We start from the raw sequence: 15,458 nt of genomic DNA, 5'->3' as shown, positions 1-15,458 counted from the left end.
TGAATTCCGACCGTTATTTAAGCAAGCGCCCTTCTATTTAAATAAGCATCAAGCTTAGGTAAGCGCGCTTAATTAACGTAGTCCGTTGTCACTGCGTCAAGCGCAGGCGACGGATTCCAGGCCAGCTCCATGAGACCACGGTTCAAACCTAATGATAGTCCTTGCGGCTGCGGATCGGGATTTCTGAACGTAATGTCCTGTGGCAACTTTTGCCATGGCGCGTCTTTCAGGCACAAATCGGAATGCCACTCTTTGTCAATACATGTATAGACATTATTGTTGAACGGTGGTTCTATCCTGCAAAAGTAAGGGGATCATCATGGCCAATACGATGTTCGATCTGGCAGGAAGAGTGGCAGTTGTGACCGGTGCGAGCCGCGGCCTGGGCCAATGGATTGCGCTGGCGCTTGCCGAAGCGGGTGCCGATGTTGGCGTTACGGCGCGCGATCAAAATTCGCTAAGCGAAACCAAAGGGAAGATTGAGGCGCTTAACAGGACCTGCATCACGAGCGCCCAGGATGTGACAGACATCTCGTCCATCGATGAAACGCTAAGCAAGTTCGAAAACATCACTGGCGCTGTCGATATCCTTGTCAACAATGCCGGCTACGAACAGATATCTCCCTCGCTCGACGTCGATGAACAGATCTGGGACAAGATCATCGGCACCAACCTCAAGGGCGCGTTCTTCTGGTCGCAAGCCGCAGCACGCCGGATGTCCCGCCGAGCCCACGGTGGAAGCATAATCAATCTCTGCTCCCTCACGTCCTACGTCGGCATCCCGACCGCTGTGCCCTATGGCTCCTCGAAGTCGGGACTGCTCGGCATGACGCGCGCGCTGTCGGCGGAATGGGCGCCGCTGGGCATCCGCGTGAATGCGGTGGCTCCGGGCTATTTCCGAACAGCGATGACCGAAGGGTTTTATCAGGATGAGGGCTGGTCTGCGAAAATGCTCGACAAGATTCCACAGAAGCGGTTCGGTGATGGTTCCGACATCGGCGGCGCCGTCGTCTTCCTTGCGAGTGGCGCATCGGCCTACATCACTGGCCAATGTATTCCTGTCGACGGCGGCTTTCTGGCGTCGATATAGAAACGGAAATTGACGCTTGACAGCACATGAACGATCATATTTGTCTATAGATGTATAGACAACCCTAGACAATAAAAACGGGAACGAAGTCTTCGACTTCCTGGGAATTTGCCGGATAGCCATCCGGCGTCCTCGCATGAACAGCTTGCAGGGTATTGCGCCGGTGGCCACCGACTTGCGGTGCGTTTCAGCATGACCTGTAGGGACGATACATCGTCGCGCCGTCAGGGCGCGGACGACAGCGGCTGTCTGCGCCTCTGTGCGCCAACAAGGGTATGAGCAATGACCGACGTCACTTTTCATGAATATTCAAATCTTGGACCGGATGAGCAGGCCGCGCTCTTGCGACGGTCTGAAACAGACATCTCGGGCTTCATCGAGAAAGTGGCACCAATCCTAGAGGCCGTGCGCACCGAGGGTGACCGCGCCGTTGCCCGCTTCGGCCGCGACCTCGACAAGGCAAATATTACAGAAGCAACGATCAAGGCAACGGACGCGGAATTCGACGCCGCCTTCAAGCTCGTCAGCGAAGATGTGATCGAGGCCATCACCTTCGGCATCGAGAATATTCGTCATTTTCATGAAGAGCAGAAGCCCGAGGCCATGTGGCTGAAGGAGATCAAGCCAGGCGCCTTTGCCGGCGACCGCTTCACGCCGATCAAGTCCGCCGCCCTCTACGTTCCGCGCGGCAAAGGTTCGTTTCCGTCGGTCACGATGATGACCTCCGTCCCGGCCGTCGTGGCAGGTGTTCCGAATCTGGCGATCGTCACTCCGCCTGCCCCGGACGGTAGCGTGGACGCCGCAACGCTCGTGGCAGCGCGTCTGGCCGGCGTGGAAACTGTCTACAAAGTAGGCGGCGCTCAGGCAGTCGCAGCGGTTGCCTACGGGACGGAATCGATCAAGCCGGCTCTGAAGATCGTTGGGCCGGGAAGCCCTTGGGTGGTCGCAGCCAAGCGGAGCCTGTCAGGCATCATCGACACCGGCCTGCCTGCTGGCCCTTCGGAAGCGATCATTTTCGCGGACGACACGATCCATGGCGGCCTTGCCGCGCTCGATCTCCTGATCGAGGCCGAGCATGGTCCCGACTCTTCCGCCTATCTCGTGACCCATAGCCGCCGCGTGGCCGAGGAGGCCCTCGCCGCACTGCCTGAGCATTGGGCACGTATGACCGAACAGCGCGTCCAGTTCTCGAGTGCCGTCCTTTCGGGCAAATGCGGTGGAATCATCCTCACCTCCTCGATCGAGGAAAGCTACGACTTCGTCAACGCCTACGCGCCGGAGCATCTCGAAATCCTCTCGCAGGATCCCTTCGCCCATCTCGGACAGATCACGGAGGCTGCAGAAATCCTCATGGGTCCGCATACCCCTGTCAGCATCGCCAATTTCTGCCTCGGTCCAAATGCCGTGCTGCCAACGAGCCGCTGGGCGCGCACGTTCGGCCCGCTGTCGGTGACCGATTTTGTGAAGCGCAGTTCGATCGGCTACGTGACAGCGTCGGCCTATCCCGAGTTTGCGAAGCGTGCCCATACGCTTGCGGAGTATGAAGGCTTCTCATCTCACGCGTATGCGGTCTCGGCGGTCCGCGACAACTATCTGCCAAAGCGGGGCTGATTGGATGAAGGCGGTCCGGCTTTACGACGCGCTTGATCTTAGGGTCGAGGAAGTCGACAGACCTCTGTCGCCCCCGGCAGGTTACGTGACGATTGATGTTCGCGCCGTGGGCATCTGCGGCTCGGACCTTCACAACTACAGAACCGGCCAGTGGATCAGCAGGCGTCCATCCACCGCTGGACACGAGTTCTGCGGTCGCGTCTCCGCAATTGGTGAGGGCGTCGAAGGTCTCGCGATCGGTGACCTCGTCGCAGCTGACTCCCGCTTTTACTGTGGCCAATGTGAAGCATGCAGATCAGGCCGCACCAATATCTGCGAACATCTCGGTTTCGTCGGCGAGGTATGCGACGGAGGATTTGCGGAGCAGGCCCAACTACCGGCTCGTCTGGTTTTCAAGCACGAGCCGTCACTTGATCCTGCAGTGGCGGCCATGGCCGAACCTTTGGCAGTCGCCCTTCACGCGGTACGACGGCTCAATCCGCCCCAAGGCGAAGCGATTATTCTTATCGGTTGCGGGACAATCGGCGGTCTCTGCGGTTTGCTGCTTTCACATCTCCACGATGGGAAGCTGTTGTTTGCGGATTTGAATGGCAGTCGTGCCGAGATGGTGGCCGGCCTCTGCGGAGGCTCGGTGGTCTTGCTGGATAAGTCGCAAGCAAGGACTGCTCTCGGCAACGCGCGACTGCGTTATGCGGTGGATGCAACGGGGAGCACAAAGGCCATCGCGCAAGGCATCGAACTTCTGGACGGGGGCGGCGCCTTCGCTCTTGTGGGCATTAGTCATGGGAAACTGGATCTGGATCCCAATGTCCTCGTCGAGCGTGAGATTTCCCTCGTTGGCTGCCATGCCTTTGAAGACGAACTCGCCGACGCCATCGCGCTGTTGCCAAAGCTGCAGCCCTCACTTCTGCAATTCAGCGAGATCCTGAACTCACTCGACGAAATTCCTGACGCGTACCACCGACTGATCGATGGTCGCTCAACCAAATTAAAGACGATCATTCGAATAGCCGATTGATCGAGCACACGCCTCGGCGTGAGACGGAGATAGAAATTGCCCGGCCTTTCAAACACCGCGCTGCCGCTCTACGAAAAGGTCAAGGACTTCGTCCTCGACAATATCGGAAACGGCAGTTGGCCACAGAACGAGAAGCTTCCGTCCGAGCATGAATTGACGTCTTCGCTCGGGGTTTCTCGCATGACGGTCCATCGCGCGCTTCGCGAACTGACTGCCGAAGGCTATCTGCGCAGGGTCCAGGGCGTCGGGACGTTCGTCTCGCCTCCCAAGGCGCAGTCGACGCTCATCGAGATCAGCAATATCATCACCGAGATCAAAGCGCGCGGAAGCCAACACCGCGCGGAGGTGATCCTGCTCGAGCGGATCGAGCGGCCGGATCAAATGCTATTGGACGCGTTCGAGTTCAGAAAGCTTTGCCCCGTCGATCACTCGATGGTCGTTCACTACGAGAATGGCGTCCCTGTTCAACTGGAGGAGCGCTACGTCAATACAGAGCTCGTGAAGAACTATCTCGATCAGGATTTTACGTCCATCGGCACCTACGACTACCTGCAGCACAGCACGCCGCTAACCGAGGTCGAGCATCTCATCAGCGCGATCCCGGCGACGGAGAGACATGCACGCCTCCTGCATATTCGTGAGCGGGACAGCTGCCTGGTTCTCAACCGAAAAACGTGGACGGGGCAGGCGATCGCAACGGTCAATACCTTCACCTATGTCGGCAGCCGCTACTCGCTCGGCAGCAGATACTTGCCGCCCAAAAAATGAAAGCCTTCGCGTCATTCCAGGAGTGAGAGATCATGGGGCAGCCCAACAGTCGGACCGCAGCCATCCGGGAAAAAGCCAACAAGCGCGACGGCAGTGCCGAAGCTCTTCTTGCCGACCTGTTGCGAGATCTGTTTGGGATCGAAGCTACATCGACGGTGCATCCTTTGCGGAGGAAACCTATCGTCGAAACAAGGACGATTTCTCGCTTTTGGGGCTGCGTCAGCACGTTCTCGTCGACTATGCCGAGCCTGATCTGTCGACCGAATACCTCGGACGGCGACATCCTCTTCCCTTTATGCTGGGACCGGTCGGTCTCCTGGGTCGAGCCTATGCTTACGCTCTTGCAGCTGCAGGCCAGGCCCGCGTCGACCGTGCGATCGAGACATTGCGTCGCGTGTTCTCGATTACCTCGGCTTTGATGGGTGTGAGCTCGATCGCCGACCTAAAGAAACGTGGCTCGCATCTGATACTCAAACAGTGACCGCGAACGCCGGCGAAAGGAGACAAACACTTGCATACGATATTCGCCCGTCATGACTTTGATGGGTGGGCATCAGACTTCAGAAGATGAAAGCTGTATGATCCGTTAAAATCATCAAAAGAGGGGTTCCCAATGAACTACAAATCCATCAGCAAGCAGTTTGCCCGCGCAGCGATCGCGCTCGGGATCGTCGGCGTTCTTGCCAGTGCGCAGGCAAACGCCCAGGATCAAATCCCATCCAAGCCGGAGCCGGGCACCTTCAAGATCGGCATCGAGCCATGGCTCGGTTACGGTCAGTGGCACGTCGCCGCCAGCAAAGACCTGTTCAAGAAAGCCGGCCTTGAGGATGTCGAGCTTGTCAACTTCAGCGAAGACAAGGACATCAACGCGGCACTTGCCAGCGGTCAGCTCGACGCTGCCAATATCGCCACGCACACGGCCATGGGCATGGTCGCCGCCGGCCTGCCTGTGAAGATCGTCTCGCTTCTCGATTTCAGCCTGAAGGCGGACGCAATCCTTGCCGGAAGCGACATCAAGAGCGTCGCTGACCTCAAGGGTAAGAACATCGCCTTCGAGGAAGGCACGACAAGCGACATCCTGCTGAACTACGCGCTTGCCAGCAACGGCATGACGATCGACGATATCGTGCGCGTGCCAATGCCTGCAGCTGATGCCGGAACGGCATTGATTGCTGGCCGTGTTCCCGTCGCTGTCACCTACGAGCCTTACATTTCAACGGCGCTGGCCCAGGACAAGAATATCAAGCTGCTTTTTGAAGCCGGCAAGGATCCGGGCCTTGTCTCCGACGTCCTCGTCGTTCGCGAGGAGGTACTGAAGCAGAAGCCTGGGCAGGTTCTGGCCATGATCAAGGCCTGGGATGCGGCTCTGGCCGACTACAAGGCCAATACCGAGGAGGACCGCACCATCATCTCGAAGGCCGTGGGCGCCTCCCCGGATGATCTGAAAACGGCTTTCGACGGCGTCCAGTACTATACCTCTGCTGAAGCAGCCAAGGCCTTTGCCGGTGACTTCAAGACCAAGACCTTCGCCGACGTTCTAAGGGCGGCCAAAACAGCCGGCCTCGTGACCCAGGACGTTTCCGCCGACGCCATGATCGACACATCGTTTGTCGATGCAGCGAACAAGTGACCTCTGGCCACCAACGGGACCGTAATGTCTAGCTCAGAATTGTCGTCGACAACGAAGGAAAGGCCCCGCGCGCAATCGCGCGCGGGCGTCGGTAGACCACCCAGTGCCTTTCGGATCGGGGATCCGATCAGCGGCCGGTCGTTTTTTCTGATTGCGGTTGCCGTTTTTGCGCTGCTCTTTGCCGTGTGGTGGGTTGCTACCGTCACCGGATGGGTAAAGCCCATCTTCTTGCCCTCGCCCGGAGCGGTGTGGGCCAAGATGGTGGAACTGGCGATGGATGGCACGCTGTGGGCCGATGCCGGGATCAGCATCTATCGAATGCTCGTCGGTTTTCTGATTGCATCGGCCCTGGCGATCCCGATCGGGATCATGATCGGCTGTTTCAAGACCTGGGAAGCGGCCATCGAGCCCTTCGTGGACTTCGTCCGCTATATGCCAGTCGTCGCCTTTGTCCCGCTGACCATTTTGTGGGCCGGAACAAGCGATATCCAGAAGTTTGTCATCATCTTTATCGGAACCTTCTTCCAGCAGGTGCTGATGGTCATGGACAGCGTCAAGCGTGTGCCAACCGACTTCGTCGGACTGGGCCGTACACTCGGCATGTCGGAGACCAAGATCCTGCGCCGCATCGTCCTGCCGTCCGCCCTCCCCGGCATCTGGGACACGCTGCGCATCAGTCTTGGCTGGGCCTGGACCTGGCTTGTGCTGGCAGAGCTTGTCGCGGCGACATCCGGCCTCGGCTATCGCATCGTCGTCTCTCAGCGATATTTCCAGACGCAGACGATCATTGGTTACATCTTGCTCCTTGGCTTGCTCGGTCTGATCACAGACCAGAGCATGAAGGCCCTCGAGCGTGTCTTCTTCCGTTACGCTTCGAGGCATTTGAGATGAGCGAATCCAAACTTAAGATTGAGGGTCTCGACAAGTGGTATGGTGGCAGGAAGAACCGCGTTCATGCGCTCAGCAGTATCGACCTGGAACTTGCCGACAACGAGTTCGTCTCCCTGGTCGGCGCATCCGGCTGCGGCAAGAGTACGTTGCTGTCTATCGTGGCTGGACTTCAGGGCTTCGACAATGGCGTTCTTCTGACGGACGGTGCGCCGATCGTCGGCCCAGGGCTCGATCGCGGCGTTGTCTTCCAATCCTACACACTGCTGCCGTGGCTGACTGCACAACAGAATGTGGAATTTGCCCTGCAGGCGGCCGGGCGGCCGGCAGCCGAGTGCAGAGATGTCGCCCGTCAGCACATTGAACTGGTGAAGCTCACCAAGTTCGCCGATGCATTTCCGTCGCAACTGTCGGGCGGGATGAAGCAGCGCGTCGCCATTGCACGGGCCCTTTCCTATCGCCCGAAAATGCTATTGATGGATGAGCCGTTCGGCGCACTTGACGCGTTGACCCGACACCAGATGCAGGAACTCCTGACGCAGATCTGGGAGGAGCATCGGCTGACCGTTCTCTTCGTCACCCACGACGTGGAAGAGGCCGTCTATCTGTCCGACCGGATCGTCGCGATGAGTATCAATCCGGGACGCATCAACGCGACCTTCCACGTCGGGCTCGCCCGTCCACGGAGCCAGGACATGATTTCGACGTCGGAATTCGTTGCTCTTCAAAAGCAGGTGCTTGCGGCAATCCGCGCCGGATCGCAAAGCGAATTGGAACATTGATTCCGCCAATGCGGGGCGGCTGAAGCAGCTCGCATTTGACCTCAATTCAAAGGAAAAGCCATGTTCGAAACCCTCACTGCCGCGCCGCCAGACAAGATCCTCAGCCTCTCGGTTCTGTACAAAAATGACGCACGGCCGACGAAAATGGATCTCGGCGTCGGCGTCTACAAGGATTCGCAGGGTGCGACCGTCATCATGCGGGCCGTGCGTGACGCCGAGAAGCGCCTTTATGAAAGCCAGACGACCAAGACCTATATCGGCATGGCAGGCGATGAAGGTTTCAACAAGGCCATGCTGAAGCTGGTCTTTGGCGAGAAGGCCGATCTCTCGCGTATGTTCGCCTGCCAGACAGCGGGCGGCTCGGGCGCGCTCCGCACGATCGCCGACCTGCTTGCAAAGGCCCGGCCTGACGCCACCGTCTGGCTCTCCGATCCGACCTGGGTGAATCATGTACCGATCCTGAAGGCTGCAGGCTTCAAAACCGCGACCTATCCCTATTTCGATCCAGTCAGCGGCACGGTGAAGGCCGATGCCATGCTCGAGGGATTGAAGCAGGCGAAGGCCAACGACATCATCCTACTGCATGGCTGCTGCCACAACCCGACCGGCGCCAACTTGACGATCGAGCAGTGGGGTCGGGTCGTGGATCTTCTCGTCGAACGTGATCTTTTCCCCTTCGTCGATCTTGCCTATCAAGGCTTCGGCGACGGTTTGGAGGAAGACGCTGCCGCCGTTCGCCTACTCGCAAGCAGGGTGCCGGAAATGGCTGTCGCCACCTCTTGCTCGAAGAATTTTTCGGTCTACCGCGACCGCGTCGGCGCCGTTATCCTGATGGGCAAGAACGCAGAAAGCGTAAAGATCGCAGGCAGTCAGGCGCTCGCTACTACTCGCGTGCTGTATTCCATGCCGCCGGACCATGCCGCCGCCGCCGTCCGCCTTATCCTCGAGGACGATACACTGCGCGCCGACTGGAAGTCCGAACTCGAAGCTATGCGGCTTCGTATGCTCAACCTGCGCAAGGGCTTTGCCGAGGCGCTCCGTCGCCAGTCCAACTCCTCGCGCTTCGACTTTATTGCCGACCACCGGGGTATGTTCTCGCGGCTCGGCCTGACCGAAGCGCAGGTCGACCGCCTGCGAGATGAGTTCGGCATCTATATGGTTGGTGATTCCCGCTTCAATGTCGCAGGCCTCAGGAAAGACCGGCTCGACGACCTCGCCAAGGCCGTTGTCTCGGTGCTCTAAGCCCAAGAACCTTTGTCAGCTCAGTGGGCGAAGCTGCCGGCGCATTCTGCTAACTTGAACGGGTAAATCTGCAAATTGAAGCGTCAACGCCATTCGCTATCGTGGCAACGCGTTCTGAGACGGAGGATCGTCTCAAGTAGATTTGAAGTTCGGGCTCTCCATGCTCTCGAAAGGAACCCAGCCGCACATTCGCAATTAATCGGCGCCGAAGCCCGGAAACGATTCCTTTCGATCGACCAGCGACTTATCGTTGCCACTGCCGAGATTGCTTTGCGCTCCATGGGCCATCCCTTGGGAATGGACCAGCGTCCACTGTCGCGCGAGGTGATGACCGGTATTTCAATCGAGGTTCGGTCATCCTTGTGGCGGAAGCACAAGGTGGCATGAACCCTGACGCAAATATCTGCCCAAGCCGAGCGGCGCGATTGCAACTCTTGCGGCGACGCTACACCTTCGTCCATCATCGTGCCAGCGGTATGTGAACAACTGAGGAGGGTCTCGTGAGTGACAGTGAACGACAAAAGATGGCCGCTGGAGAATGGTATTGCTGCTTCGACCCGGAGCTCGACGCTCTGCGCGTGCTTGCGCGCAAGGCAGTGCATCAGCACAACACACTGGATCCCGAAAACCGGGGCAACATTGCGCCAGCGCTAAGGGCGCTTTTTGCTGAGGCACCGGACGATGCTTTCATTGAGGCGCCGTTCCATTGCGCGTACGGCATGAACATTGCACTCGGCCACGGTGTCTATCTCAATGCCGGCTGCACCATCCTGGACACGGCGAGCGTGCGGATCGGCGAAGGGTCCATGCTGGGGCCTGGCGTCCACATCTACTGTGCCGACCATCATAGGGATCCGGCTCTTAGGCGCAGCGGGCTGCAGATTGACCGGCCCGTGGCGATCGGTACTAACGTCTGGATCGGCGGGGGCGCTATCATCCTTGGCGGTGTGATGATCGGCGACGGCGCCATCGTCGGCGCCGGTTCAGTCGTCACCCGCGACATCGCGGAAGGCGCAACGGTGGTTGGAAACCCCGCGCGGGAGGTCTGACGGACAAAGCCGCCACTTCGATGGTGAGCTCGAAGGTCGCGTCAGATTGATCCGACCAATCAGCTACCCTCCGGCGAAGGGATGCAAGTCTTAGCCGCCTCCCCCTTCACCGGAGAACTGGTCCGGGTTCGGCCAGCTTCCAGTTCCGTGACCGGCCAACCACCCAGCGCCCACCCGCTGCTTCGGATATCCGCGAGCCGCTGCTGATGCGGCCGAGCTGCTCGGTCAGTTTTCACAATGACCGGCTTCAAGAGAATCGAACGAAGATCCTAAAGACCTTCAGCATTGCCGCTCATACGCCCTTCTCACTCCATCCGCTCGTTTCGAAATGAGCGACACGATTCCCACATGTTGGAAAGAGCGATTTCACCGCCCGGTTTTTAGGGTGAGAAGAAGCGCACCGTCACGGTTCCGAACGTGCTGTCGTCAAAACCCTGCAAACATTTGAAACGTTTGTTGAGCAAGCTTTTTGAGTTCGGGCAAACGATCGAATGCAAGCGTCCGCCGTTAATATCCCGCTTCACGCACATGGCGGAACGCCAATACGAAAACCTCGTTCTTCACCGGAATATACCGATAAAGCGCAGCGTAACCAGCAGCACCAAACTCAATGATCAATTCACGCAACTCGGGATCGTCACCGAAGGGGCGCCCCATTTCGGGCGACGTTTCCAACAAAAGGAAATGATGGGCAATCGCTTCGGCGGCTTTGCGGGCCGCGTTGGGATTTTTAGCTGTTAGGAAGGTGCGGCAGCGGTCAAGGCCGACAACCGCGCCTTCCGTTAGGACTACTCGTGGCACTTCGGCGCTTCCGTCTCAGTATCAGTGCCCCAGGTCGAAAGCCAGGAGCGGGCTTCCGCTCCCGTGAGATGCCGTCCGTTTTCCTGATAAGCCTCCCATGATGCCAAAGCTTCCTGCTTGAAGCTCTCCCGCGCCTCCTCGCGCTCTACATATTGCTTGAGGGCTTCGCGCATGATCCAATGTGCGGAACGCTGTCTGGTTTCAGCCAAATGTTGGATACGGCCCTTGAGGCCGTCATCGATCTTGATCGAGGTCGCCATGTCTGCAGCCTTTATTCGAAGGTGATACCTTGTGATAATATAAGAAACCCATCTCGTCCTGTCCATGCGCAAAGCGTTGCGCGGCGAGCTTCCGCTTCATCTCGGCCCAGCCGAGATGAAGCGAGGCGACATTGGAAACTATCGGTATCGTCACCAAACTCGCAAACGGCGCATATGAAGGCCGCCTGGTCACTCTCTCCATCAAGGCCCCATCCGGATTGTGCCCATCACCGCCTCAAAGCCCAACGCACCCACCTTCCGCATCATGAGCGAAGGCGCCGAAGTCGGGGCCGGCTGGATCAGGCAGAACAGGGAAACCGGCGACGACGACGTCTCGCTCACCGACACGCCCGAGCTGACCCGCAAGATCTACGCCAACCTCGGGAGTGCCGCCGGCCAGGACGACCAAGACGTCTTTGCCATCATCTGGAACCGGCCGGTTCACTGAAGCGGCTTTGCGGATCCGCCAAGGCGGATCCGCATCCCGCCCTCACCGCGCCGGAATGACGTGGCGCGGGGCGCGTGCGACAGTCCCAGGCACTCGGACATATTGCGCGGCGCCAAGATCGTGGTCGTAGTCGCCGAGATGGAACTGCAGGCCGCTCAAGATGCGCTCGCACGCCTCGATGATCTTCTTGCGGTCCTTGATCGGATTGCTGTGGAAGAGTTCGTTGCGGGTTTCCTTGATGACCCGCATCGTGTCGTTGAAAAGGGTTTTCGTGAATGTGAAACCAAGTTCGGCGTCCGGGGCGAACATACCGCGGATCAGCACCCAGTCCGCCTGCAATGATCGTCCACAGCTCTCCCATTGTCAGGCAGTAGTAAAACTCGTCGGTCTTGTTGTTGCCGATAACGCTTCCGATATGCTGGGGGTTGATCATGTTGTCGAACACCCGCCAGACCGCCTTGACGAAACCCGGATTGACCGCAGTGCCGAGGATGTGAGGAAAAGCCGTGTATGCCTGCCCGTTGTCCCGGGCATTGCGGATCAGGACCCACCGGTCCATCCGGCCGAAGCGTTCCTCAAGGTAGTCGGCCAGTACCGACCTCAAGGCATTCTCGACCGCGAAGACGAGGGGATAGATCGAGGAGAACTCCTTGACCCTGCGGGTGTCGATCCTGTGGATCACCAGCCTCTGCTCGTGTATGGGTATCTGCTGGAGGGCCTGGACCTGGACCCCTTCGCGGATACCGTCGCGCAAGAGGGTCTGGTTGAGAGTGCGCATGTCCGCCTTGAAGTGATCCACCTGCTGAGGGGAACGAAGGTCAGGTATTCACCCAGGAGCTGTGATGTCGGTTGATGCCGCTTGGGGATGCTGGACACCCGGTCCCCCCTTGCAATGCGAGTCACTTCGCCCTACAACGTAGCCACTCGCTGAGTGGTGGCACAATGGTGTTGCGAGCCCATGGCGTTACCATGGCACTTGGAGAGTCTAAACGGAATTTGACTGGGCGTGGTCTTCACCGACTGCGCCTTTGGTCATTTTTAGGGTACCGCATGTTTGGGGGCCCTCCCTTCCTTCCCCTGGCCGTGTCCTTCCTATGATCCTATAGGACCTGGCTGCCCCGCGCTGCGGCCGGTCGCGCTCTGGGCTCCGCCCCAAGCTTGAAGTCTTCGCCTATGCGGGTCACGAACGCTGGCAGTCATTCCTCTGTGAGCACTACCGGCTCGCCGAGCGTGTCCTGCAGTTTGTCGAGATGCCGGTTCAGCCGGCGAACAACTGCGTCGTCGGCGACGTCCAAGGCAGCCCCGAAGTCCTCCACCTCGTTGGTGGGCAGCGAGGTCGTCACCACCAAATCCCCACGCGTTGAAACTCGCTGAGTTGATCGCTGACCTAAGCGCTCCTGCTTCGTGAGGTCAGACTACAAGGATTGCACCGAGCTTCGTTCGACCAGTTTGCACGGCAAAACGCGAGTACTCGGACTTACGTTGTTTCCTGCGACAACGCTATTCAGCAATTCCGCGCCTTCCAGACCCAAATCGTAATAAGGCAAGGCCGCGGTGGTCAGTTCCGGCTTCAGTGCGAGGGAAACCGTGCGAAAATCGTCAAAACCGACGATACTGACATCCTCAGGGATGCGGAGACCCAACGCCATCGCCGCGATGTAGACTTGGATCGTCATTTCGTCATTGCCGCTCATGATCGCGGTCGGTCGTTCCTTTTGTTGCAGCATCTCCGTCGCAACGGCAAAAACGTAGTTCTTCTCCGCTCCAACCGGCCCTTCCATGCCCAGACGGATACTCAGGTCGCTCTCAGCAATGCCAAAATCCGCGGTGGTTTTACGGAACGCCTCAAGGCGAAGTTGCGCACCCAGCAAGATCGGATTGAGCCGGATGTAGCCGATCTTTCGATGACCTTTGTCAAACAGATAGCGGGTCAGGTCTTGGGCGCCCTGGTAGTCATCTGGTTCAATGGAAGGCAACAGTTCGTTCGTCTCAGGTCTGCAATTGATCATCACCGTCGGAATCTGGACGTCGCCTGCCACAGGATCCACCGTGCGACGGTACATCGTTACATAAAGAACCCCGTCAATTCGATGGGACTGGAACATTTTCCAGATTTCAGCCTCTCGCTCGGACGAGCCGCCGGTATTTGCCATGAGGATGGTTTTCCCATGCGCATTTGCCCAATCCTGTATCCCTCGAACAATGTCGACCGAATAGGGCGTGGTAGACACATAATCCGTGATGATGCCGAAGGTGTTGGAACGGCTCGAACGTATGAGGCGCGCCGCCATGTTTGGAATATAGCCGAGGTCGCGGATCGCCTTTTCCACTCTCTCCCGGGTTTCCTCGGTCACATAGGGCTCACCATTGATAACCCGCGAAACGGTTTTGTTGGAAACTCCGGCCGCTTTCGCGACGCTGATAATACTGACCATGACCCGTCAACTCCTTGCTCCGCGATGTTGTAAATAAATTATATGACAACGTCGACATTTATTTCTGACAACGTCGACAACGCGCGTTGACAACGTCGTCATAACGCGATTATGGTCGGATCCAAGCAAGGACGCCTAAGCAAACGTCCTGGCATCTAAGGGAGGAATCAATGAAGAAATTTGCTGGTGTCAGCGCGCTTGCGCTCATTCTCATGGTGGCTCCTGCCAGAGCCGAGATCATCAATATCTTGGTGGAAGGCGGCGGCGAAATGCTGCAGAAGGCTGCGGCTGAGAAATTCACCGCCGAAACCGGCATCGAGGTGAACTTCACCGTCGTTCCCTACCAGGGCGTCTTTGATAAGTTCTCAGCCGAAATCGCCTCCGGCTCTTCGGCTTTCGATGTCGTTACTATCGATGTCGTTTGGAATGCAAAATTCGCGAGCCACGTCGAAGACATCTCATCCCTTTATACCGATGCAATTCGGGCGGACCTGCCGCCAGCCTTGCTGGCAGACGCGAAGGTCGGTGACAAAGTGATTGGCATGCCAGCCTGGGCGAATGCCGAGATCGTCTTCTATCGCAAGGATCTCTTCGATAAGTCAGAGGAGAAGGAAGCATTTCAGGCGAAGTATGGCTACCCGCTGGCTCCTCCCAAGACATGGCAGCAGTGGCGAGACGTCGCGAAATTCTTCACGCGCGACACCGATGGTGATGGCAAGATTGACTTCTGGGGCACCGACACCATCGGCACCTTCTCTGAGGAATGGATGGCCCATGTGCTGCAAGCGGGTTCGGCCGGTGTAATACTCGATAAGGACGGGCAGGTCATCATTGACAATGAGGCGCACCAGAAAGCGCTCGAATTCTATATCGCACCGCACTGCGTCGATCATTCCGTTCCAGAAAACGTCAACGAAATCGGTTGGGGTGAGGCACAGAACCTGTTCTACCAGGGCAAAACGGCCATGATGAAGTTCTGGGCGCACGCGTATAAGATGACGCCTGCAGATTCAAAGGTCAGCGGCAAGGTCGGCGTCGCACCGATGCTGAGCGACGACGCCGGAATCGCTGCTATTCCTGGCCCATGGTACAACGTTGTCCCATCGACTTCTCAGCACAAGGAAGCGGCGAAGAAATTCATCGCTTTCGCGATCGCTAACAATGCGTTGGGCATTGAGGCCCCGCTCGGCCTTGCCGCAACGAATTCCGCCTATCGCAGCTATTCCGGGAAGTCAGGTTATGAACACTTCGCCCCACTTCTCGAGACGCTGAGCGCGCCCGCGACACAAGGCCGGCCGATCAACGAGAAATATCAGGAAATCGTCGACGAGGCTGTCTTGCCTGCTGTGCAGCAGGCACTGACTTGCAAAACGGATGTCGGCGACGTGCTGAAGGAAGCCAAAGAGACGATTGAGGACATCCTCAACTAATCCGAC

The 15,458-nt window shown here is 58.1% G+C and carries 18 protein-coding genes and 1 pseudogene; 13 read left to right on the top strand and 6 right to left on the bottom strand.

The window, feature by feature from the left end; genetic code table 11:
• Nucleotides 1-319: 319 nt before the first annotated feature.
• The 9 genes from FHT71_RS18010 to FHT71_RS17970 all read left to right on the top strand — a co-directional run bounded on the left by FHT71_RS18010 (nt 320) and on the right by FHT71_RS17970 (nt 9,029).
• The gene (locus FHT71_RS18010) at nt 320-1,090 is read left to right on the top strand and encodes a glucose 1-dehydrogenase (protein ID WP_132590578.1); all 771 of its coding nucleotides are present in this window, start codon (nt 320-322) and stop codon (nt 1,088-1,090) included.
• Between the two features lie 282 nt (nt 1,091-1,372).
• On the top strand, nt 1,373-2,701 hold the full coding sequence (gene hisD / locus FHT71_RS18005; protein ID WP_132590576.1) for a histidinol dehydrogenase: 1,329 nt from the start codon (nt 1,373-1,375) through the stop codon (nt 2,699-2,701).
• Between the two features lie 4 nt (nt 2,702-2,705).
• Complete coding sequence (locus tag FHT71_RS18000) at nt 2,706-3,719, top strand: alcohol dehydrogenase catalytic domain-containing protein (protein WP_132590574.1); 1,014 nt, start codon at nt 2,706-2,708, stop codon at nt 3,717-3,719.
• Nucleotides 3,720-3,755: 36 nt separating this feature from the next.
• Entirely contained in the window at nt 3,756-4,487 is a 732-nt protein-coding gene (hutC, locus tag FHT71_RS17995) for a histidine utilization repressor (protein ID WP_132590572.1), read from the top strand.
• Nucleotides 4,435-4,968 (top strand): alpha-hydroxy-acid oxidizing protein, encoded by a 534-nt coding sequence (locus tag FHT71_RS17990; RefSeq protein ID WP_245505481.1) that lies wholly within the window; start codon nt 4,435-4,437, stop codon nt 4,966-4,968. The genes hutC and FHT71_RS17990 overlap by 53 nt, the downstream gene beginning before the upstream one ends.
• Nucleotides 4,969-5,100: 132 nt before the next feature.
• A complete protein-coding gene (locus FHT71_RS17985) occupies nt 5,101-6,117 on the top strand; it encodes an ABC transporter substrate-binding protein (RefSeq protein ID WP_007800679.1) in 1,017 nt (338 codons plus the stop codon).
• A gap of 24 nt (nt 6,118-6,141) precedes the next feature.
• Entirely contained in the window at nt 6,142-7,008 is an 867-nt protein-coding gene (locus FHT71_RS17980; RefSeq protein ID WP_132590570.1) for an ABC transporter permease, read from the top strand.
• A complete protein-coding gene (locus FHT71_RS17975) occupies nt 7,005-7,787 on the top strand; it encodes an ABC transporter ATP-binding protein (protein ID WP_007800684.1) in 783 nt (260 codons plus the stop codon). Before FHT71_RS17980 ends, FHT71_RS17975 begins: the two co-directional genes overlap by 4 nt.
• A 60-nt stretch (nt 7,788-7,847) precedes the next feature.
• Nucleotides 7,848-9,029, top strand: coding sequence for an amino acid aminotransferase (locus FHT71_RS17970; protein ID WP_183721242.1), 1,182 nt, complete (start codon nt 7,848-7,850; stop codon nt 9,027-9,029).
• A gap of 269 nt (nt 9,030-9,298) precedes the next feature.
• Here the strand turns inward: FHT71_RS17970 and FHT71_RS31740 are convergent.
• Nucleotides 9,299-9,406, bottom strand: a pseudogene (locus tag FHT71_RS31740) (DNA mismatch repair protein MutT); the annotation flags it as partial.
• Nucleotides 9,407-9,529: 123 nt separating this feature from the next.
• Between FHT71_RS31740 and FHT71_RS17965 the strand changes: the two are divergent.
• A complete protein-coding gene (locus FHT71_RS17965; RefSeq protein ID WP_132590566.1) occupies nt 9,530-10,078 on the top strand; it encodes a sugar O-acetyltransferase in 549 nt (182 codons plus the stop codon).
• Nucleotides 10,079-10,585: 507 nt separating this feature from the next.
• On the opposite strand, the gene FHT71_RS17960 is transcribed toward FHT71_RS17965, so the two are convergent.
• Nucleotides 10,586-10,879, bottom strand: coding sequence for a type II toxin-antitoxin system RelE/ParE family toxin (locus FHT71_RS17960; protein WP_132590564.1), 294 nt, complete (start codon nt 10,877-10,879; stop codon nt 10,586-10,588).
• The gene (locus FHT71_RS17955; protein WP_132590562.1) at nt 10,867-11,139 is read right to left on the bottom strand and encodes a CopG family ribbon-helix-helix protein; all 273 of its coding nucleotides are present in this window, start codon (nt 11,137-11,139) and stop codon (nt 10,867-10,869) included. The genes FHT71_RS17960 and FHT71_RS17955 overlap by 13 nt, the downstream gene beginning before the upstream one ends.
• Nucleotides 11,140-11,359: 220 nt before the next feature.
• On the opposite strand from FHT71_RS17955, the gene FHT71_RS31735 reads away from it, so the two are divergent.
• The gene (locus FHT71_RS31735; RefSeq protein WP_245505480.1) at nt 11,360-11,587 is read left to right on the top strand and encodes a DUF736 family protein; all 228 of its coding nucleotides are present in this window, start codon (nt 11,360-11,362) and stop codon (nt 11,585-11,587) included.
• Nucleotides 11,588-11,629: 42 nt separating this feature from the next.
• Here FHT71_RS31735 and FHT71_RS17945 read toward each other — a convergent pair whose 3' ends face one another.
• Complete coding sequence (locus FHT71_RS17945; RefSeq protein WP_132590560.1) at nt 11,630-11,836, bottom strand: hypothetical protein; 207 nt, start codon at nt 11,834-11,836, stop codon at nt 11,630-11,632.
• On the opposite strand from FHT71_RS17945, the gene FHT71_RS17940 reads away from it, so the two are divergent.
• Nucleotides 11,826-12,440 carry a hypothetical protein gene (locus FHT71_RS17940; protein ID WP_132590558.1) on the top strand — a complete coding sequence of 205 codons (615 nt, stop codon included), beginning with the start codon at nt 11,826-11,828 and terminating at the stop codon, nt 12,438-12,440. The two genes, FHT71_RS17945 and FHT71_RS17940, sit on opposite strands and share 11 nt — an antisense overlap.
• Before the next feature lie 343 nt (nt 12,441-12,783).
• On the opposite strand, the gene FHT71_RS17935 is transcribed toward FHT71_RS17940, so the two are convergent.
• Complete coding sequence (locus tag FHT71_RS17935) at nt 12,784-12,930, bottom strand: hypothetical protein (protein WP_165933111.1); 147 nt, start codon at nt 12,928-12,930, stop codon at nt 12,784-12,786.
• Nucleotides 12,931-13,002: 72 nt separating this feature from the next.
• Nucleotides 13,003-14,022: a LacI family DNA-binding transcriptional regulator gene (locus FHT71_RS17930; RefSeq protein ID WP_132590556.1), complete on the bottom strand. Its 1,020-nt coding sequence runs from the start codon at nt 14,020-14,022 to the stop codon at nt 13,003-13,005.
• 170 nt (nt 14,023-14,192) lie between these two features.
• On the opposite strand from FHT71_RS17930, the gene FHT71_RS17925 reads away from it, so the two are divergent.
• Complete coding sequence (locus FHT71_RS17925) at nt 14,193-15,452, top strand: sugar ABC transporter substrate-binding protein (RefSeq protein ID WP_132590554.1); 1,260 nt, start codon at nt 14,193-14,195, stop codon at nt 15,450-15,452.
• The last annotated feature ends 6 nt before the right edge of the window (nt 15,453-15,458 follow it).

Source organism: Rhizobium sp. BK060 (assembly GCF_014193145.1).
In the GTDB taxonomy this organism is placed as follows: domain Bacteria; phylum Pseudomonadota; class Alphaproteobacteria; order Rhizobiales; family Rhizobiaceae; genus Rhizobium.
This window is presented reverse-complemented; position numbering and strand designations above follow the sequence as displayed.